This is a genomic window from Bacteroides fragilis (assembly GCF_019583405.1).
GTDB lineage: Bacteria > Bacteroidota > Bacteroidia > Bacteroidales > Bacteroidaceae > Bacteroides > Bacteroides fragilis_B.
The window spans coordinates 439,206-459,660 of sequence record NZ_SZUU01000003.1; the positions used below are offsets into that span (position 1 = coordinate 439,206).

The 20,455-nt window shown below is 39.3% G+C and carries 15 protein-coding genes; 14 read left to right on the top strand and 1 reads right to left on the bottom strand.

Annotated elements, in window-relative coordinates; genetic code table 11:
* Positions 1-96: 96 nt before the first annotated feature.
* From FDF36_RS09150 to FDF36_RS09165, 4 genes are all read left to right on the top strand, one after another.
* Positions 97-2,475 (top strand): sensor histidine kinase, encoded by a 2,379-nt coding sequence (locus tag FDF36_RS09150; RefSeq protein ID WP_220391126.1) that lies wholly within the window; start codon positions 97-99, stop codon positions 2,473-2,475.
* Positions 2,476-2,638: 163 nt separating this feature from the next.
* Positions 2,639-3,673, top strand: coding sequence for a YeiH family protein (locus FDF36_RS09155; protein WP_220391127.1), 1,035 nt, complete (start codon positions 2,639-2,641; stop codon positions 3,671-3,673).
* Between the two features lie 118 nt (positions 3,674-3,791).
* Positions 3,792-5,738 (top strand): heavy metal translocating P-type ATPase, encoded by a 1,947-nt coding sequence (locus FDF36_RS09160; RefSeq protein WP_220391128.1) that lies wholly within the window; start codon positions 3,792-3,794, stop codon positions 5,736-5,738.
* A 2-nt stretch (positions 5,739-5,740) separates the two neighbouring features.
* Positions 5,741-6,172, top strand: a complete 432-nt coding sequence (locus FDF36_RS09165; protein WP_005816414.1) for a Fur family transcriptional regulator — start codon at positions 5,741-5,743, stop codon at positions 6,170-6,172.
* 60 nt (positions 6,173-6,232) lie between these two features.
* Here FDF36_RS09165 and FDF36_RS09170 read toward each other — a convergent pair whose 3' ends face one another.
* Entirely contained in the window at positions 6,233-7,369 is a 1,137-nt protein-coding gene (locus FDF36_RS09170; protein ID WP_220391129.1) for an OmpA family protein, read from the bottom strand.
* Positions 7,370-7,884: 515 nt separating this feature from the next.
* Here FDF36_RS09170 and FDF36_RS09175 point away from each other — a divergent pair.
* The 10 genes from FDF36_RS09175 (at position 7,885) to rfbD (ending at position 20,444) form a co-directional block, all read left to right on the top strand.
* Positions 7,885-8,247 carry a DUF488 domain-containing protein gene (locus tag FDF36_RS09175; protein WP_220391130.1) on the top strand — a complete coding sequence of 121 codons (363 nt, stop codon included), beginning with the start codon at positions 7,885-7,887 and terminating at the stop codon, positions 8,245-8,247.
* Positions 8,248-8,331: 84 nt separating this feature from the next.
* Positions 8,332-9,738, top strand: coding sequence for an amidophosphoribosyltransferase (locus FDF36_RS09180; protein WP_220391131.1), 1,407 nt, complete (start codon positions 8,332-8,334; stop codon positions 9,736-9,738).
* Positions 9,739-9,870: 132 nt separating this feature from the next.
* Positions 9,871-11,094 carry a peptidase T gene (pepT, locus tag FDF36_RS09185; RefSeq protein ID WP_220391132.1) on the top strand — a complete coding sequence of 408 codons (1,224 nt, stop codon included), beginning with the start codon at positions 9,871-9,873 and terminating at the stop codon, positions 11,092-11,094.
* Between the two features lie 33 nt (positions 11,095-11,127).
* Positions 11,128-12,213 (top strand): glycine cleavage system aminomethyltransferase GcvT, encoded by a 1,086-nt coding sequence (gcvT, locus tag FDF36_RS09190; RefSeq protein WP_220391133.1) that lies wholly within the window; start codon positions 11,128-11,130, stop codon positions 12,211-12,213.
* Between the two features lie 1,168 nt (positions 12,214-13,381).
* Positions 13,382-15,121 (top strand): hypothetical protein, encoded by a 1,740-nt coding sequence (locus tag FDF36_RS09195; protein ID WP_220391134.1) that lies wholly within the window; start codon positions 13,382-13,384, stop codon positions 15,119-15,121.
* Positions 15,103-15,846, top strand: coding sequence for a hypothetical protein (locus FDF36_RS09200; protein WP_220391135.1), 744 nt, complete (start codon positions 15,103-15,105; stop codon positions 15,844-15,846). Before FDF36_RS09195 ends, FDF36_RS09200 begins: the two co-directional genes overlap by 19 nt.
* A gap of 75 nt (positions 15,847-15,921) precedes the next feature.
* The gene (locus FDF36_RS09205) at positions 15,922-18,186 is read left to right on the top strand and encodes a monovalent cation:proton antiporter family protein (protein ID WP_005795550.1); all 2,265 of its coding nucleotides are present in this window, start codon (positions 15,922-15,924) and stop codon (positions 18,184-18,186) included.
* 41 nt (positions 18,187-18,227) lie between these two features.
* Positions 18,228-18,881, top strand: a complete 654-nt coding sequence (locus FDF36_RS09210) for a LysE family translocator (protein WP_005786014.1) — start codon at positions 18,228-18,230, stop codon at positions 18,879-18,881.
* A gap of 18 nt (positions 18,882-18,899) precedes the next feature.
* Positions 18,900-19,445 carry a DUF4924 family protein gene (locus FDF36_RS09215; protein ID WP_005786016.1) on the top strand — a complete coding sequence of 182 codons (546 nt, stop codon included), beginning with the start codon at positions 18,900-18,902 and terminating at the stop codon, positions 19,443-19,445.
* Positions 19,446-19,580: 135 nt separating this feature from the next.
* Complete coding sequence (gene rfbD / locus FDF36_RS09220; protein WP_220391136.1) at positions 19,581-20,444, top strand: dTDP-4-dehydrorhamnose reductase; 864 nt, start codon at positions 19,581-19,583, stop codon at positions 20,442-20,444.
* Positions 20,445-20,455 lie beyond the last annotated feature (11 nt).

The window sequence follows — 20,455 nt, forward strand, 5'->3', positions numbered from 1 at the left end:
AGAAGAATAAAAGATGGAATGCAACTGTCATTTTCTAGTCACGCATTGTTTTATTAATTAAATTTATGTTACTTTTGCATGAATAAAGAACTAACTATGGAATTCATAAATCTTAAATTTAAGTATATTTTGGCCTTCATTCTTTTGCTAGAAGTCTTTTTATGTGGATATAATTTCAAACAATGGTATGTAACTAACCATCGGATCGAAAAACATATTGCTCTTATATATTCCTGTTCAAAAAAAGAGGCTGACCGGGGACAATTTGAAGAACTGCTAAAGAAGGAATTTAGATCGAAAGGTGTAGAACCTATATTTGATAAATTTTATCTTGATTGCAATCATTTTAGTCAGAAAGTAGAAATAGAACACATCGGTAATTATCTTGAAACTCTGAAAATTAAGCCGATAGACCTTATCTTGGTAATGGAAGATCAGGCAAGTTATTCTTTATTATCGACTCGGCATCCTCTGCTCTATTCCATTCCGGTAATAGCTTGTAATGTGCATTTTCCTGATGAAGGTCTTTTAAAAGAATATGAATCCAGAAAAGTATATGCTCTAAGAGATACCCCCGACTTTAAGCATAATATGGAATTTATAAGGTCTTTGCAGCCACATGTTGGTCTGGAAATCGTTTATAACATTGACTTGACGCCTCTCGGTCATAAATCTTTTGACTTATTAAATCAGGTGGTTGATAGAAAAGATGTACAGATTCTGGGACATAAATCAGTATTCTCCATGGAGTATGAATATAAAGAAATGAGAGAAATGATTGAGTTTTATAATCTGATGCCTGCCGTAGCAAATAACCGGATAAAAAAGAATGAGCTGACAATAAGCCTTTGCCCTTTCCGGTATATTAAAGGTGCTTCTTTGCTTGTAATGATGGAAAATTCAAAAAGTGAGCAGGGGAAGAAAGCATTTCTGCTTGATAAATTCGATATGGTATCGTTTCCGATAGTGAATGCCTTAAGTATACCTTCATTTAGTTGTGTACATGCCGGATTCGGAGAAGGAAATAAAATTGTTGGCGGCTATATGGCCACCAAAGAGATTTCTGTGCAGGCTGCAGCCGATCTGTCTACCCGATTGATGAATAAAGAAAAAATAGGTATGCCTAAAATAAGGGATTTGAGAAAAGAATATGTTCTCGATTGGAGCGTTTTTTCTACTTATAATGGTTATGATATTAAAAACGTGGGCAAGAATGTACGCATTATTAATTATCCTATTTATGATCATTACCGTGACGAGCTTTATTTATTAGGTGTATTATTTGTTTTTGCATTCATTTTTATTTCCGTCAGTTTACTGCATACTCGGAGGCGTTCACTGATTGAACGCAAAAACTTGAAAATATTGGAAGAAGCACACAAGCGTTTGACTCTTTCTACGGATGGAGGACAGATTTCACTTTGGAATATGCAGGGAAGTGATATTGAGTTTGATGATAATTATACGCGTTTGACAGGAGTAGAAAAAAGGAAGTTTAAGAGAACTGATTTTTTAGAGTATGTACACCCCGATGACTCACTGTTATTAAGTTCTTTTTATGAAATGTTGTGCAAATCTCCGGGTGTAGAAATACAACGGGTACGTTTCCGCTTTGATGAAAAGAAAGGTTATCAATGGTATGAATTACGGTGCCGCAGTCTGAAGGATATTAAAGGCGAGATGATGCTGGCGGGGATCATACAGAATATTCAGGACTCGGTAGAACATGAGCATCAGTTGATTGTGGCGAAACAAATGGCTGAGAAAGCTGAACTGAAACAATCTTTCCTTAATAATATGAGTCATGAAATCCGTACTCCACTCAATGCCATTGTGGGGTTTACAAATGTATTGTTGGGTGAAGGCTCCGAGGAGATTGACCCGGATGAAAAGGCGAGTATGCTTGAGATTATCAATCATAATAATGAATTGCTCTTGAAGCTCATTAATGATGTACTGGAAATTTCCCGCCTGGATTCCGGAAGTCTGGATTTTGACATGAAGGAATGGAATATGACAGATATTGTCAAAGAGATTTATAAGACGTACCAACCCTTAATCCGGTCTTCTTTACAGTTTCGTCTCGAATTGGATGATACTGTTCCTGTGCCTGTTCATATAGATCGTCTCCGTTTTGCTCAGGTTATTTCAAACTTATTGAATAATGCTAACAAGTTTACCCAAAATGGATATATCGCTTTGGGGTGTAAAGTAGACAAGAAGCATAGGGAGGTTCGCATATATGTGGAAGATAGTGGTAAGGGAATTGATGAAAAGGAACTTATGATGATTTTTGAGCGTTTCTATAAAACTGACGAGTTTGAACAGGGAAGCGGTCTTGGTCTTGCCATCTCTAAAGTTATTATCGAGCGGTTGTCCGGACGTATAGAAGTACACTCTGAAAAAGGTAAAGGAAGTTGTTTTGCAGTAGTTTTATCATTGGTAGATGCACCGGAGAATCACATGTTGAATTGAATGGTGTGGTTGTTGTTCCAAACTATCGGCTGTTTTACTGTCCTTTTCAGTGGACGTGAATAACCATAGGTTATAAGGGATAAAAAAATTAAGTGCTTGCCTCTCAATTTAAAGTGCTTCCTTTGTGGTGTACTAATTAAAGACACTATAAATAAATTCATTTATGTTGAGCGAGAAAAGAAACAGTATGCTTCACGGGGTTTTGTTAATAACCCTGTTTTCATGTGCAGCCTTTTATATAGGTGACATGGAGTTCATAAAAAAACTCTCTTTCAGTCCGATGATTGTCGGAATCATTTTGGGAATGTTGTATGCTAACAGTCTCCGAAACAACCTTCCTGAGACATGGGTGCCGGGTATACAGTTCTGTTCAAAACGTATTTTACGGATAGGTATCATCCTATATGGTTTTAAGTTGACTTTTCAGGATGTATTGGCGGTGGGACTGCCCGCAATCTTTATTGATGCTATTGTAGTGACTGTAACAATTCTTGGAGGTATCTTAATCGGTCGTATGCTTAAGATGGACCGTGGAGTGGCGTTACTTACTTCTATCGGTAGTGGAATTTGTGGTGCGGCAGCTATTTTAGGGGCTGAGTCGACCATTCAGATAAAACCATATAAAACGGCGGTAGCTGTTTCTACTGTAGTGATTTTCGGAACTTTGTCCATGTTTATCTATCCTATATTATATAGAAATGGAACTTTTGTACTTTCACCCAACGAGATGGGGATATTTACCGGTGCTACGTTGCATGAAGTGGCGCACACTGTTGGTGCAGGAAATGCGATGGGGAAGGAAGTTTCGGATGTTGCTATTATCGTGAAGATGATTCGTGTGATGATGTTGGTACCTGTTTTATTGATAACCAGTTTTATGGTATCCAGGGCTGCCGTGAAAGCAGGTGGACAAGGAGGTAGTATGAAGGACATATCTATTCCGTGGTTTGCTATCGGTTTTTTAGCGGTTATCGGTTTTAATTCCTTTGATCTATTACCACAAAGTTTAATAGCTTTTATCAATAATTTGGATACTTTCTTGCTGACTATGGCAATGACTGCATTAGGTGCGGAAACCAGTATCGACAAATTTAAGAAAGCTGGTGCCAAACCATTTGTACTTGCTTCTTTGCTGTATTTATGGCTAATTGTCGGAGGATATTTTTTGGTAAAACTCCTTGCTCCTGTTTTAATGTAAGAAGATGTTTCTTCCGGTCTCCGAATATCCTTGATTCTTTTCCCGATAGAATTTTTGCAACTTTGTTGCACTTGCAAACTATTACCTTTGCATCATAAACCTAATAGTAGATTGGATTATGGGACATTGTAAATGTGAAATGAATGCAAATGTGCGAGTAGAAAGCTGTCAGGAAGCGAATGGCTTCGTAAAGGAATATTGGAAGGTAATGCTTTCATTGTTACTGTTGATAGCGGGTGCAATAATGAATCAGTTGGATGTTGCTTTTTTCAGAGATAATACGATATCTTTGGTTTGGTATATACTGGCTTATCTGCCTGTAGGTTTACCTGTGATAAAAGAAGCATGGGAGAGTATTCTTCAGAAAGATTTCTTTAGTGAGTTTACGTTGATGTCTGTTGCAACGTTAGGCGCTTTTTATATTGGTGAATATCCGGAGGGAGTTGCCGTTATGTTATTTTATTCAGTTGGTGAATTATTTCAGGATAAAGCGATAGACAAGGCTAAGCGTAATATCAGTGCTTTGCTGGATGTCCGACCTGAAAAGGCAGCGGTTGTGAGAAGTAACGAGATTGTTACGGTGGATCCGAGATCGGTTCTTATAAATGAAATCATTGAGATAAAAGCCGGTGAGCGTGTACCGTTAGATGGAGTAATGTTGGATGAAGTGGCGGCATTCAATACGGCAGCTCTTACCGGAGAGAGTGTTCCCCGGGATATTAGTAGGGGAGAAGAGGTACTTGCAGGTATGATTGTCACAGACAAAGTAATCCGGATGAAGGTGACAAAGCCTTTTGATAAAAGTGCATTGGCGCGTATTCTGGAACTTGTAGAGGATGCTTCCGAACGTAAGGCACCTGCAGAATTGTTTATTAGAAAATTTGCACGTATTTATACTCCTATTGTTATCGGCTTTGCATTTCTGATAGTGTTGATTCCATATATTTATTCATTTATAAATCCGTTGTTTGGGTTTGTTTTTAATGATTGGCTGTATAAGGCATTGGTTTTTCTGGTGATTTCTTGCCCGTGTGCATTGGTTGTCAGTATTCCATTAGGATATTTTGGGGGAATTGGGGCAGCATCCCGATTGGGTATTCTGTTTAAAGGTGGGAATTATCTGGATGCCATAACTCGGGTGAATACAGTCGTATTCGATAAAACAGGTACTCTGACTAAAGGAGTTTTCGAAGTAGAATCTTGTCGGGTTGTTCCCGAGACTTCAGAAGAAGATTTATTGCGTGTAGTTGCTTCCATTGAAAAAAGCAGTAACCATCCGATAGCCAAGGCTATTGTAGCTTATGCCCAAGATAAAGGGATTGATCTTATTGTCACTAAAAATATAGAAGAGATTGCTGGTTATGGGCTGATGACTGAGATTGGTGGAGAAAGGGTACTGGTAGGTAATACCAGATTGTTATCGAAATATTCCATTGAGTTTCCGAAGGTTGTGCTTTCAATAACAGAAACAACGGTTGTATGTGCTGTCGGGAATAAATATATAGGTTGTATCATCTTGTCGGATGTGTTAAAAGACGATGCGTCAGATACCGTCAAGGCACTTAAAGAGTTAAATATTAAGAATATTCAGATATTGTCGGGCGATAAACAGAGTATTGTTACCATTTTTGCAAATAAGTTGGGAATTACTCAAGCTTATGGTGATCTCCTGCCAGAGGGAAAGGTGGAGCATATTGAGAGATTGAAGGAGGAGAAGGGAAATCAGATTGCTTTTGTTGGTGATGGGATGAATGATGCCCCGGTGCTTGCTTTGAGTGATGTGGGTATTGCTATGGGAGGCTTGGGTAGCGATGCAGCCATTGAAACGGCGGATGTAGTCATCCAGACCGATCAGCCTTCAAAAGTGGCAACAGCTATTAAGGTTGGGCGTTGTACGCGTCGGATTATCTGGCAAAATGTATTGTTGGCATTTGGGGTGAAGTTGTTGGTGCTGATTTTAGGGGCAAGCGGTATAGCTACCTTGTGGGAAGCTGTTTTTGCGGATGTTGGTGTTACATTGATTGCAATAATCAATGCTGTTCGTATACAGAAAATGATTAAATGATAATGGAAGATTTATGTTTGAAGATATTGGAGCAGAGAGGCATAAAACCTACAGCCATACGGATGTTGGTTTTAAAGGCCATGATAGAGACGGAGCAGGCTGTTTCACTTCTTGATTTGGAAAATAAGCTGGATACAGTTGATAAGTCGACCATATTCCGTACGATTACTTTGTTTGTCTCTCATCATTTGGCGCATAGTGTAGATGATGGTACAGGATCTTTGAAATATGCGGTTTGTGATAGTGAATGTACTTGTGCGGTAAAGGATTTGCATACGCACTTTTATTGTGAATACTGTCATAAGACCTTTTGCCTTGAGAATATCCACGTTCCTGTGGTCGATTTACCTGAGGGATTTGCTGTACGAAGTATAAATTATGTCTTAAAAGGATGTTGTGCTGAATGTGCGGCAGAGCTGAAGAAAGATCATTAAAAGAAAAGCGCATTGATATTCTCATCAATGCGCTTTTTTTGAAAGGTAATATAATTGTTATTACTTAATCAACTCTACTACTACTGCGCGGTTCCAGTCATCGTTTTCAAACTTAGTGCTGGTACCTTTGAATTCTGTGGTGATACGGTCTTTTGCAATTCCGTATTTGTTGACAAATACGTCAGTTACTGCATTGGCACGTCTTTCAGAAACGATTCTGTTAGCTTGTTCTGAACCACGTTTGTCAGCATAACCTGTCAGACGAACACGGATTTCAGGATTTGCCTTCAGGAATTCAGCAATATTGAAGATACTTACTTCCTGTGAAAGCTCGATTTTGCTGCTGTTGAATGGGAAAGTAATTGTACTCGGAAGAGCCTTGATTTCTGAATTGTCAATTACAGTTTCTTCTTTGACAATTTTCGGTTTACGTGCTTTCAGTTCTGCTATTTCAGCTTGTTGCGCAGCATTTTCTTTTTTCAAAGTTGCGTAATTTGCTTCCAGATCAGAGTAGTTGTTCTTGATTGCGTTGTACTGGCGTGAAGAGTAACCTTTCTTGAAGCCTGTCTTTCCGAAACGGAAAGTAACACCGGCTGTCAGACCGCTGATTCCATCATTCGGGAAACCACCGCGAACGACCATATCGTCATCCAGGATAGCTCCTTGGTATTCAACGTTGATATCGAAGCGTTTTGAGATACGGTAACGCGCCTGAATACCTGCATTGATTGTAAACGACTGGTCGCCTTTACGAATAAATGCTCCCCCAATACCTGCAAAAGGAACGATGTCAAAACGACGATTTTCTTTATAAGGAGCAAAGAAATTGATCAGTCCGAACATAAAGTCTGCGTGAACAGCACCATATTGATAGTGCAACATTGAGTTAGCGCCAGAAGTAAATCCGTGCAGTGAACCGCCTGTACCTTGTAAACGAACTCCCCAGTAAGGATTAAACCATTTACCTACAGAAAGTGTCGGCATGAAAGTGATTGTGTTTCTGAATTTAGCGTCTTTTGAATTTTCTGCGAACAGAGATTGTGCACCAAAGTTTGCTGACATGAACCAGTTGTTCCAAAATCCATTGCCCTCAAAGGTTGTTTTATATCCCGGAAGACGTTTGGCATCATTATCCTGAGCAAATACACTTGCACTCATCAATGTCGCTAATGCAAACAAAAAAATACTTTTTTTCATTTTTCTAAATTTTAAATTGGTTTTGGTTAAACATTAATTGTTATTATTCGCCAATAATTGTTTTTAGTAATCCGGCGTTTGATACGCCTAATTCGCAAAACGGTCGCAAAAATATAAATAGTTTTTGTTGGTTGCAAATATTTCTTCATTTATTTTAAGATTGTCTGATTTTGTAAAGATGCAAAGCTTTGTGAAATAGAAGATTATATGCTTGTGAATGAAATCAAGACAATTCGTGTATACAATTGCTTTCCCATTTATTTGTTTCTCAGTATATTGTCTTTATTAAAAAGGTATTCATTATTATGATCTCTTTGTAGCACTGGTAAGAGGTATGTTAAACAGGGATGTTCTATATTTCATCTTTTGTAACTTCCATTATAAGAAACGAAGGAGGCCGGTTTACTGATTATGTCTGTAACTTTCGTGAAAAGCCTTTTGTGGCTGTTTGAGGTTGTCTTCTTGATAAACCTTTTCGGTTTTTATGGGTTGTTTTATTAAAATAGGATTTAGGTATGACTGAAATAAAAATAAAACGTGTATACGAAGATTCTTCTGATGCGGATGGGTATCGTGTTTTAGTAGACCGACTTTGGCCACGTGGAATGAAAAAAGAATATTTAAAGTATGACTATTGGGCAAAAGAGCTGACTCCTTCATCTGATTTAAGAAAATGGTTTCATGACGATATTCCGGGACACTGGAAAGAGTTTGCGGAGATGTATCGAAAAGAACTTGAAGCTTCTGATAAAACGTCCGAGTTATTATCCCGGATACGATCCTGTAGATCAGTGACTCTTTTGTATGCTTCAAAGGAGCCGGTTTATAATCATGCCCGTATTTTACAAGCTTTTTTGGAGGAACGTTTGAAAAAGTGATTTCTCGGAGAAACTTATGCCAACACGAATCTTTTTTTGTACTTTTGCGCCATCTTTTTAAAAACAACATCAAAAAAGAATCATATGGGAGGTTTTTTCGGAACAGTCTCGAAAACGAGCTGTGTGACCGATTTATTCTACGGCACAGACTATAACTCACACCTGGGAACAAAACGGGGAGGACTTGCGACATATAGTGAAGAACAGGGATTTATCCGCTCGATCCATAACCTGCAAAGTTCATATTTCCGTACTAAGTTTGAAGAAGAACTGGATAAATTTAAGGGAAATGCCGGTATCGGTATTATTAGTGATACAGACGCACAACCTATTATTATTAACTCACATCTCGGTAGATTTGCTATTGTTACGGTTGCTAAGGTCACAAATCTTAAAGAACTTGAAGAGGAACTACTTTCACGGAACATGCATTTCGCTGAACTTAGTTCGGGTAGTACCAATCAAACGGAACTTATCGCTTTATTGATTATTCAGGGTAAAAATTTTGTAGAAGGAATAGAGAATGTATATAACCATATAAAAGGTTCGTGTTCTATGCTTCTGTTGACAGAAGATGGAGTGATTGCCGCACGAGATAAATGGGGACGTACTCCTATTGTTATCGGGAAGAAGGAGGGTGCTTATGCAGCCACGAGTGAATCTAACAGCTTTCCGAATCTTGATTTTGAAATAGAACGCTATTTAGGACCGGGTGAAATAGTCTGTATGCATGCTGACCGTCTTGAACAACTTCGCAAGCCTGATGACAAAATGCAAATCTGTTCATTTTTGTGGGTATATTACGGCTTTCCTAATTCATGTTATGAAGGCCGGAATGTAGAAGAGGTACGCTTTACGAGCGGGTTGAAAATGGGTGAACAAGACGACTGCGATGCTGATTGTGTTTGTGGAATTCCGGATTCGGGTATCGGGCAGGCATTGGGTTATGCAGAAGGGAAAGGCATTCCTTATCATCGTGCTATTACCAAGTATACTCCTACCTGGCCCCGTAGTTTTACTCCGAGCAAGCAGGAATTACGTTCTTTGGTGGCCAAGATGAAGTTGATCCCTAACCGTGCTATGCTTCAGGATAAGCGTATTATTTTTTGTGATGACTCCATTGTGCGTGGTACGCAGTTGCATGATAATGTGAAGATTCTTTTTGATTATGGAGCAAAAGAGGTACATATGCGTATCGGATGCCCACCGCTTATCTATGGCTGTCCGTTTATTGGTTTTACGGCTTCAAAGTCGGATATGGAACTCATCACCAGGCAGATAATAAAAGAACTGGAGGGAGATGAAAATAAGAATCTGGATAAATATGCTACTACAGGTTCGCCGGAATATGAGAAGATGGTAGGCATCATCGCCAAGCGTTTTGGACTTTCGTCTCTCAAATTCAATACGATTGAAACACTGATTGAAGCCATCGGATTACCAAAGTGTAAAGTTTGTACCCATTGTTTTGACGGATCCAGTTGTTCCTAAGTGGCTATTAGTGACTTAATATAAGATTATGTATAAAAAAAGAGCCGTGAATTGCTTGGCAGTTCACGGCTCTTTTTTTACCTTTACAGGCGTGAAAAATAAGAATTTAGCAAATTATTAAATTTTAAAGATATGAATTTAGTAGAACGTTTTTTGAAGTACGTAAGCTTTGATACACAGTCGGATGAACTGACAAGACTTACCCCCAGCACTCCGGGCCAAATGGTATTTGCGGAATATCTAAAGTCTGAGTTGGAGTCGTTAGGGTTAGAAGATATAACATTGGACGAGAACGGTTATCTTTTCGCTACTTTACCTGCCAATACAGAGAAAGAATTGCCTGTCATCGGCTTTATAGCACATATGGATACGAGTCCCGATATGAGTGGAAAAAATGTCACTCCACGTATTGTAGAAAAATACGATGGTTCGGATATTGTGCTTTGTGCCGAAGAGAATGTCGTACTTTCACCAAGTCAGTTTCCTGAGTTGCTCGAGCATAAGGGTGAGGATCTGATCGTTACCAATGGTAAAACTCTGTTAGGGGCAGATGATAAGGCAGGTATTGCTGAAATAGTATCAGCTGTTGTCTATCTGCAGGAGCATCCCGAAATTAAGCATGGTAAAATTCGGATCGGTTTCAATCCGGATGAAGAAATAGGTGAGGGTGCTCATAAGTTTGATGTTCAGAAGTTCGGTTGTGAGTGGGCTTATACGATGGACGGAGGAGAAGTTGGAGAGTTGGAATTTGAAAATTTCAATGCTGCCGCTGCCAAGATCACTTTCAAAGGGCGTAATGTGCATCCGGGATATGCTAAACATAAAATGATTAATTCGATCCGTATAGCCAATCAGTTTATTACCATGCTTCCCCGGCACGAGACTCCGGAACATACTTCCGGATATGAGGGTTTCTACCACTTAATCGGCATCCAAGGAGATGTGGAACAGAGCACTGTATCTTACATTATTCGTGACCATGACCGTAATAAATTTGAGGATCGTAAAAAAGAGATAGAACATTTGGTGAATAAGATTAATGCAGAGTTTGGTGAAGGCACTGCTACGCTTGAATTGCGTGACCAGTACTATAACATGCGTGAAAAGATAGAACCCGTAATGCATATTATCGACACTGCTTTTGCTGCAATGGAAGCCGTAGGGGTGAAACCGAATGTGAAACCTATTCGTGGAGGAACGGATGGCGCACAATTATCATTCAAGGGGTTGCCTTGTCCCAACATCTTTGCCGGTGGCTTGAATTTTCACGGTCGCTATGAATTTGTTCCCATCCAGAATATGGAAAAGGCAATGAAAGTCATTGTGAAGATCGCTGAACTGGTAGCTTCGAAGTAATCATTATTTATATAATTCTTAAATTCTCATTTCATGAAAACCACTCCATTTACCGAGAAACATATTGCACTTGGTGCTAAGATGCACGAGTTTGCAGGATATAACATGCCTATTGAGTATTCGGGCATCATTGACGAACACCTTACTGTTTGTAACGGTGTCGGTGTTTTTGACGTGTCACACATGGGCGAATTTTGGGTGAAAGGTCCTCATGCGTTGGATTTTTTGCAGAAAGTGACTTCAAATAATGTGGCAGCTTTGGTGCCGGGTAAAATTCAATATACTTGTTTTCCAAATGAAGATGGCGGTATTGTTGACGACTTACTGGTCTATCAATATGAACCGGAAAAATATCTTTTGGTTGTTAATGCTTCGAATATAGAGAAGGACTGGAATTGGTGCGTTTCTCACAATACGGAAGGTGCTGAGTTGGAAAACTCTTCAGATAATATGGCACAACTTGCCGTACAAGGTCCGAAAGCCATTCAAGCTCTGCAAAAATTGACAGATATTAATCTTGCCGATATTCCTTATTATACATTTAAAGTCGGTGAGTTTGCCGGTGAGAAGAATGTGATTATTTCCAATACGGGATATACCGGAGCAGGTGGATTTGAACTATATTTTTATCCGGATGCTGCCATGAAGATTTGGGATGCTGTTTTTGAAGCCGGGGCTGAGTTCGGCATAAAACCGATAGGGCTTGGTGCGCGTGATACTCTTCGTCTTGAAATGGGATTCTGTCTGTATGGTAATGACTTGGACGATACTACATCTCCTATTGAAGCCGGGCTGGGATGGATCACTAAATTTGTGGATGGCAAGAACTTTACAAATCGTTCGATGCTTGAAAAACAAAAAGCTGAAGGCACCGTTCGCAAATTAGTAGGTTTTGAAATGATTGACCGGGGGATTCCTCGTCATGGTTATGAGTTGACAACAGCGGAAGATGATAAAATCGGGGTAGTAACATCAGGTACAATGTCTCCTATTCGTAAGATTGGTATTGGTATGGGATACGTGAAACCTGAATATAGTAAGATCGGTACAGAAATATGTATTGATATGCGTGGACGTAAGTTGAAAGCTGTAGTAGTAAAACCGCCTTTCCGTAAATAGAATATTGACGAATAAAGCGTTGAAATCCCTCTCTGTCTTTAAAGGCAGAGGGGGATTTTTGTTTAAATGGAAAGTTTGCGTTCTTTCGGATATGTTTGGAATATTAGAGGTCTCATTTAACAGATATAAAAGTCTTCCTCAGTCAATTTGTCTCTATACTCAGACATATTATTCCCTTTCTAATATTATTCTCGGTTATATCTATGAAATATTTTTATTTCAGAATGATCTCTATTTCTGCCTATATAGGCTATTATATTTGCATTATATTCTGATTTCTACTTTTTTTGATTTCTTAGAATTAATATTTATTTGTATTTTTGATCTGTATATATAATGCAATAGAAAGAATCATTAGGTCAATTAGATGATTGAATTTTGTTTTCTATGAACTGAATGTGTAATATAAAAGTGATAGGCGTATCACTGTTTTCAGTGACAAATGTGTATTAAATATCGTTTTATAATGGTAAATAGTGAGTCTTATAACATGGATTTAGTAAATATTGAAATATTTTTTTTCTTAATTATTGGAAATAATAAATCTAAGCGCTATATTTGCTGCAACACTAAAAGATATTAAATAGAAAATTTAAGATATTGAAAGAATGTTAATCGATTGTTCGATGATTATCTTTTCTTTCTTAGAAAAGATCTTCTAAGTAGAAATAGAGAACTTTGATAATAAGATTTGATAGAGGTGTTACACTTACATAACAAATATTTTATTGGTATTAGAAAACTGGATATTAGAAAATGGATTTTGTCGTTGCTTTCTTAATAAAAGTTGTGTAATTCTGGTGATAATGGAAACTACCGACAATGACGAATTTCATCGGTAACCGTAATGTTCTCTTGAAGAAAGGGGGAACAGTCAGAGGAATAAAGACATAAAAAATGAAAAATATGGTGAGAACAGGAAGAAGTGCCGGAGCACAGGTTAAATGAAACAAGATTAAAGAGGTTCCTGGGCTTATTGAGTTTTATTTATATGATATCGCAACTCTGACGGTAATGTTTGCGGGGATGCGGAATATCAGAAAATTTTCATATTTTTCTTTTGTCAGAAGGTTTACTGAATTTGTATGTGTATTGAAGAACAGCTTTTGTTCTTTGAACTGAATACTAACTTACTATAATTTACATTGTTAATCTTACGGGCTTTTATATGAAAAAGACATATTTGTTTTTGTCGTTTTTTATTGCTCTCTTTTTGTTTTCGGCTTGTACTGACGATACTGAGCAATGTCTATATTCCCCTAAAGTTTTTGATACGGGTAATCTATTGAGCAATAGAGTGAAAGAAGAATTTCTTAATTTTGATTACCCTGCCGGGATTGTTCCAATTCTTTATGCTGTAGATAGTATCGAACCCATCCAAATGGGAGCTTATGCTGATGAATGTTTTAATGATCTTGTAGATTCGATATCCGAGTCAAGAGATTTTAAGTACAGGGGGATGTTGGTGCTTGTTTCGAAAAATCCGAAGCTCATTCAAATACGTTTGGGTAATCGATATCGGGTTTATTGCAATATGACAGGAGCAACTTCCGGACTGGATTATTTAGATTTGCAAAAGCAAATACAGGAGAGAGGTTTAGAAGAAACTCTTCCATTGTTTCTGCAAAATACTTCAGTTCGTATTCAGGAACTAAATGAGTTACCTTCATATAAAAAATATCGAATCAACTCTGCGATTTCAGTAATTTCTACTTGTTTGGAATATATAGGAACTCCTTCGGAGAACTTTTACGGAAAGTGTGTTTTAACCCCCATTTTAAAAATAACATCATTTGGGTATTATATTTTTAAATCATGGTTATTGACCTTCATGTTTGTATGTCTGATAATGCTTTTATGCCGTTGGATGATGTTTATGCTGGTGAAGCGTTTATTGGGAGAGAATGTTATAGCCCTTATGTGGACTCAAAAGATCATTAATTGGGGACTTGGTTTATTGTTTTCAATTTCTGCAGCAGCTTCGGCTATTATTTTATCCAGTGGACGAATGGAAGATGCGATAGCGTTGCAGGCCATTGGAATTCCTTTTATGGAGAATTTTCAGATTGCCGCTGCAGATTATGTTTTGAAAACATCGTTTGTTGCCGCTTTCTTTTTTGTTTTAATGTATGCATTGAAACGAAATATCGTATCAGATATCTTTTTAATGATTCTTTTGGAACCAGCCAAGCAGCAGGAAGTTTATCGTAGTTTGAGCGATGCTCAAAAGACTGCTTTGGTCATAGGACACGAAGCGGATCTCAATGAAGTTGAAACAAGTTCCGAACCATATTCCGAATTGTTCACTTCGCGTGTATCTAAACGGGAAACCGTGACTATTGTTTCATTGGCAATAGCGGCTTTATTTCTGATTCCGCGGCCTTTGATTATAATGGGTATTGCTTTAACCATTTACCCGTTGGCCGGACAATGTGTGAAGATTTATCATGTGGTGAGTAATCATACGCTTCCGGCACAAATAAAGGGAGATAGAAGAAGGGCATTAATAACCAATTTACTTATCATTTTTGTAATAGCTTTTATTACTGTTCTGATAGGACTGTTTTTTAATCCCATGCCGGATAAAAAAGAAATTGATCAGAATGAAATGAAGATGGAATTGATTGCTCCGGATAGACTGGAAGGAAATTACACTGTTAGTAAATCTATTGCGGGGCAGATCCAAGTATCCAGTGGTATTATTAAAAAAGTGAAAGATGGAACGTTTCAACTTTTGATAACCGGTAAATCTTCTCCTAAAGTGTATAAGTTGGATTTTAATTCTGATAAAATGATATTTGTTTCAGGAGAACTGGGTAATGGAGCAATTCACTATGATAAAGATTTGGATAAAATAAAAATAGTATTTAATATAAATGAACAAACGACATGGACAATTTCAAAGTGATTTATTCGATTCCGTTTTTGTTTTTTATTATCGTGTCCTGCAGTAACTCATCAACTGAGATGGTTGCTAAAAGTAAGTATGATGCTAAGATTGCCGAGTATAAGGAGTTGAACGAACAGCAAGCGGCTGTTATTGAAGATAATTTAGAGAAAAGTAAAATTATTAATAATGTGGTGACAGAATTAAATCAGATAGCCGGCAATACACATTCTTTGCGTGTGAATGTAGAGCATGGAGTAGGGGAATTGAGCCAGGCAGAAGAGATCAATCAGAAACTTCAGACTCTGAAAAAGCGCTTAAGTGCTGTTGAGGGTAAGCGTAGTGACAGCAGTAAGAACCTGTTGGCAACGATGGATAAATTGAAAAGTATTATTGAGCAAAAAGAGATTGAAATCAACAATCTCAAACAGGAGATTGCGAACCAACAACAGACAATAGCTAATCAGAAAAATACAATTGCCAACCAACAGGTGACGATCGATGCCCAGAGTCAGGAGTTAATGAATAAACAACAGGAAATGTGGTATAAATTAGGTACTGAGCTACACTCTGTCGTAGAAGAATTACCAAAAGTAAAAGGAAGAAAAGATAAGCGGAATATTAAAAACACCAGATACTATATTCTGAACAAAGCAAAAGAATGTTTTGAACATGCTGCACAACTGGGACATTCACTTGCCGATTCGAAAGCCCGACAGGTGGAAGGGGAGATGAGTAGATTATAAAGTGTGATTTTATAGTTTTTCTGTTGTTAGTTAACAGAAAACACTAATTTTGCATTCGATTTAAATTCTATTCGAATGTCACAACTTCCAACATTAATAGCCGACCTCGCCCTGATTCTGATTTGTGCCGGTATAATGACTCTGTTATTCAAGAAGTTGAAGCAACCGCTTGTGCTGGGCTATGTGGTTGCCGGATTTCTTGCCAGTCCACACATGCCCTATACACCTTCGGTGATGGATGTGGCCAATATTAAAACTTGGGCTGATATTGGAGTCATCTTCTTGCTTTTTGCTCTTGGATTGGAATTTAGTTTTAAGAAGATAGTCAAGGTGGGAGGGACGGCTGTTATTGCCGCCTGTACCATTATCTTCTGTATGATTCTTCTTGGCATTGCCGTCGGTATGGGGTTCGGCTGGCAACGTATGGATAGCCTGTTCTTGGGAGGTATGATCGCCATGTCTTCTACTACAATTATTTATAAGGCATTTGATGACTTAGGATTGCGGAAGAAACAGTTTACGGGTTTAGTACTCAGTATTCTTATTCTTGAAGATATACTTGCCATTGTTTTAATGGTAATGCTTTCGACGATGGCAGTCAGCAATAACTTTGAAGGGACAGAAATGCTGGGCAGTATCGGTAAGTTACTTTTTTTCCTTATTCTTTGGTTTGTCGTTGGCATTTATGCCATACCCGAGTTCCTGAAGCGTTGTCGGAAACTGATGAGTGAAGAAACGCTGTTAATCGTATCTCTGGCTCTTTGTTTCGGTATGGTGGCTATTGCTGCCAATACCGGTTTCTCGGCTGCTTTTGGTGCTTTCATTATGGGGTCTATCCTGGCCGAGACGATTGAGGCGGAATCTATCGATCGATTGGTAAAGCCTGTGAAAGACTTATTTGGTGCTATCTTTTTTGTATCGGTCGGGATGATGGTAGATCCTGCGATGATTATTGAATATGCGGTTCCTATCATAGTCATTACGTTGGCAGTGATTCTGGGACAGGCCTTTTTCGGAACAATGGGGGTTATGTTGGCAGGACAGCCTTTAAAGACAGCCATGCAGTGTGGCTTTAGCCTGACGCAGATAGGAGAGTTTGCTTTTATTATTGCTTCTCTGGGCTTATCACTGCATGTGACCAGTGATTTCCTATATCCGATTGTGGTGGCTGTTTCCGTGATCACGACATTTCTGACTCCTTATATGATTCGTGTTGCCGAGCCTGCCTCAAACTTCGTCGATCGTAAGTTACCCGAATCCTGGAGACGTTTCCTGATGCGATATACTACCGGTACGCGGACTGTCAATCACGAAAGTTTGTGGCGGAAGCTATTGTTTGCCTTAGCACGTATTCTGGTGGTGTATTCCATTGTCAGTATTTCGGTAATTACCCTTTCGTTCCGTTTTGTAGTACCTTTGCTACGCGAACATTTGCCGGGTATCTGGGGCCCATTGGCAGGAGCTGTTTTTACTATCTTGTGCATATCCCCTTTTTTGCGGGCCATTATGGTGAAGAAGAATCACTCGGTCGAATTTATAACTTTGTGGAATGATAATCGTGTCAATCGCGGACCGCTGGTTTCCACGGTTGTATTTCGTGTCGCAGTGTCAGTTCTGTTTGTTATGTTTGTCATTACCCGTTTGTTTAAAGCTTCGGTAGGACTGATGTTCGGAGTGGCTTTGTTACTGGTGATTCTGATGATACTTTCGAGGCAGTTAAAAAAACAATCCATTTTGATAGAACGTAAATTTTTTCAGAATCTTCGTTCACGTGATATACGCGCTGAGTATTTGGGAGAGAAAAAACCGGCTTATGCCGGACGTTTGCTTTCAAGAGACCTGCATCTGACTGATTTTGAAATACCGGGAGAGTCGGCTTGGGCCGGAAAAACCTTGCTTGAACTGAATCTGGGTAAGAAGTATGGAGTGCATGTAGTCTCCATTCTTCGGGGAAAACGTAGGATTAACATTCCGGGTGGTTCTATCCGTCTGTTTCCGATGGACAAAATACAAGTGATCGGTACTGATGACCAGCTGAATACCTTCGCAGAAGAGATGTCGCATGTTGCTGTGATCGATTCGGGAGTGTTTGAGAAGAGTGAAATGACTTTGAAGCAATTGTTGATCGATACAGACTCTGCTTTTCTGGGCAAAACGCTGCGTGAATCGGGCATTCGTGATAAATACCATTGCCTGATTGCCGGCGTGGAGCGGGGAGGAGAAGCTTTGATGACGCCTGACGTGAATGTTCCTTTTGAAGAAGGAGATGTAGTGTGGGTGGTAGGTGAGAATGAAGATGTGTACCGGTTAATAGGACAAAATTGTGATAGAAAACGTTAACAAGATACTGGCATATCATAAAAAAATGCGATATTTGCGGAATGATTCAGATAGAGACTATACTTGATATACTGGTTAAAGGATTCGTTATCGGCATTGTGGTTTCTGCGCCGCTGGGGCCTGTAGGTGTCCTTTGTATTCAGCGTACTTTGAACAAAGGGCGTTGGTATGGATTTGTCACCGGACTGGGGGCTTCGTTGAGTGATATTGCTTATGCTCTTTTGACGGGATATGGCATGAGCTTCGTATTCGATTATATCAATAAAAATATTTTTTATCTGCAACTCCTCGGAAGTATCATGCTATTGGCTTTTGGTATTTATACATTCCGCAGCAATCCTGTGCAATCCATTCGGCCTGTATCGGCCAATAAAGGTTCTTATTTCCACAACTTCATTACCGCCTTTGCGGTTACACTTTCCAATCCGCTTATTATTTTTCTTTTCATCGGTCTGTTTGCCCGTTTTGCTTTTGTGCAACCCGGAGTATTGGTCTTTGAAGAGATTACGGGCTATCTGGCCATTGCCCTCGGAGCGCTGGCGTGGTGGTTTGGAATAACTTTCTTTGTTAATAAAGTGCGGACGCGATTCAATTTGCGGGGTATCTGGATTTTGAACCGGGTGATTGGCAGTATCGTGATGGCAGTATCCGTGTTCGGACTCATATTCACTTTGCTGGGAGAATCTATTTATTGATAGGAGAAAAGACAGAAGATGAAAATAGCGCAACAACTCAAGGAGAAGAACATTGCCGAATACCTTATTTATATGTGGCAGATAGAGGATTTGATCCGTGCCAATGATTGTGATGTCGACCGGATTGAGGAGAATATCGTTTCCCGTTATCAAGTGAGCGATGAAGAGCGTCGTGAACTGACAGAATGGTATGCTAATCTGGCTTCGATGATGCGGGAAGAGGGAGTTCGTGAGAAAGGACATCTCCAGATTAACCGGAACGTAATCATCAACCTGACCGAATTGCACGCTGCCCTGTTGGCATCACCTAAATTTCCTTTCTATAGTTCGGCTTATTTCAAAGCATTACCCTTTATTGTAGAATTACGAAATAAAAACGGTCAGAAGGAAGAACCGGAGCTGGAAACCTGTTTCGAAGCTTTGTATGGCATGATGCTGTTGCGCTTGCAAAAGAAGCCGGTCAGTCCGGAGACTACGAAGGCAATGGAAGCTATCAGTAGCTTTTTGTCTATGTTGGCCAACTATTATGATAAGGATAGAAAAGGAGAGTTAAAACTGGAATAAAACGAATCAGACTCACCATAGAGTAGTACAGGGTTCCATAGAGATGGTTTTCTCTTAATATCCTATAAACAAGAGGTTAAAACTCTGTGAGACTCCGTGTTACTCTGTGGTGAATCCAACTAAAAAAATACCGAGATGAATATATTGGTCACCGGAGCCAACGGGCAACTTGGCAATGAAATGCAGGTACTTGCCAGAGAAAACCTGCAGCATACGTATTTTTTTACGGATGTACAGGAGTTGGACATTTGTGATGAACAGGCTGTTTATGCCTATGTGAGTGAACATAAGATTGACATCATCGTGAATTGCGCTGCTTATACAGCGGTAGACAAGGCTGAGGATAATGCCGAACTTTGCGACAAACTGAATAATATAGCACCGGGATATCTGGCACGGGCGGCTCAGGCTAATGGCGCTGCAATGATTCAAGTTTCTACCGATTATGTGTTTGACGGTACAGCGCATATCCCTTATACGGAAGAGGAACCTACTTGTCCGGCTTCGGTTTATGGCTCTACCAAGCTGGCGGGCGAACAGAACGTGATGGATCATTGCGAGAAAGCTATGGTAATTCGTACGGCATGGTTGTACTCCATCTATGGCAATAATTTTGTAAAGACAATGATTCGTCTCGGGCAGGAGCGTGATTCTTTGGGAGTCATTTTCGATCAGATCGGTACACCGACTTACGCTAATGATTTGGCCCAAGCTATTTTTGCAGCGATCAATAAAGGCGTTGTCCGTGGCATTTACCATTTCAGTGACGAAGGTGTTTGTTCCTGGTATGACTTTACCATAGCCATCCATCGCCTGGCGGGCATTGCTTCGTGCAAGGTAAAACCGTTGCATACCGCCGATTATCCGGCAAAGGCACCCCGTCCGCACTATTCCGTACTCGATAAAACAAAGATAAAAGATACATTTGGCATTGAGATCCCGCATTGGGAGGAGAGCCTGAAACGTTGCATTAATCAATTAAGAATGGAGACACTTTGATTCTTCATCCT

Excerpts from the sequence above, each read along its gene's own strand:
- FDF36_RS09215 (WP_005786016.1), top strand. The coding sequence starts at position 18,900 with ATGAAAATAGCGCAACAACTCAAGGAGAAGAACATTGCCGAATACCTT.
- FDF36_RS09200 (WP_220391135.1), top strand. The coding sequence starts at position 15,103 with ATGGACAATTTCAAAGTGATTTATTCGATTCCGTTTTTGTTTTTTATT.
- gcvT (WP_220391133.1), top strand. The coding sequence starts at position 11,128 with ATGAAAACCACTCCATTTACCGAGAAACATATTGCACTTGGTGCTAAG.
- FDF36_RS09150 (WP_220391126.1), top strand. The coding sequence starts at position 97 with ATGGAATTCATAAATCTTAAATTTAAGTATATTTTGGCCTTCATTCTT.
- rfbD (WP_220391136.1), top strand. The coding sequence starts at position 19,581 with ATGAATATATTGGTCACCGGAGCCAACGGGCAACTTGGCAATGAAATG.
- pepT (WP_220391132.1), top strand. The coding sequence starts at position 9,871 with ATGAATTTAGTAGAACGTTTTTTGAAGTACGTAAGCTTTGATACACAG.
- FDF36_RS09210 (WP_005786014.1), top strand. The coding sequence starts at position 18,228 with ATGATTCAGATAGAGACTATACTTGATATACTGGTTAAAGGATTCGTT.
- FDF36_RS09155 (WP_220391127.1), top strand. The coding sequence starts at position 2,639 with ATGTTGAGCGAGAAAAGAAACAGTATGCTTCACGGGGTTTTGTTAATA.
- FDF36_RS09195 (WP_220391134.1), top strand. The coding sequence starts at position 13,382 with ATGAAAAAGACATATTTGTTTTTGTCGTTTTTTATTGCTCTCTTTTTG.
- FDF36_RS09175 (WP_220391130.1), top strand. The coding sequence starts at position 7,885 with ATGACTGAAATAAAAATAAAACGTGTATACGAAGATTCTTCTGATGCG.
- FDF36_RS09160 (WP_220391128.1), top strand. The coding sequence starts at position 3,792 with ATGGGACATTGTAAATGTGAAATGAATGCAAATGTGCGAGTAGAAAGC.
- FDF36_RS09180 (WP_220391131.1), top strand. The coding sequence starts at position 8,332 with ATGGGAGGTTTTTTCGGAACAGTCTCGAAAACGAGCTGTGTGACCGAT.
- FDF36_RS09205 (WP_005795550.1), top strand. The coding sequence starts at position 15,922 with ATGTCACAACTTCCAACATTAATAGCCGACCTCGCCCTGATTCTGATT.
- FDF36_RS09165 (WP_005816414.1), top strand. The coding sequence starts at position 5,741 with ATGGAAGATTTATGTTTGAAGATATTGGAGCAGAGAGGCATAAAACCT.
- FDF36_RS09170 (WP_220391129.1), bottom strand. The coding sequence starts at position 7,369 with ATGAAAAAAAGTATTTTTTTGTTTGCATTAGCGACATTGATGAGTGCA.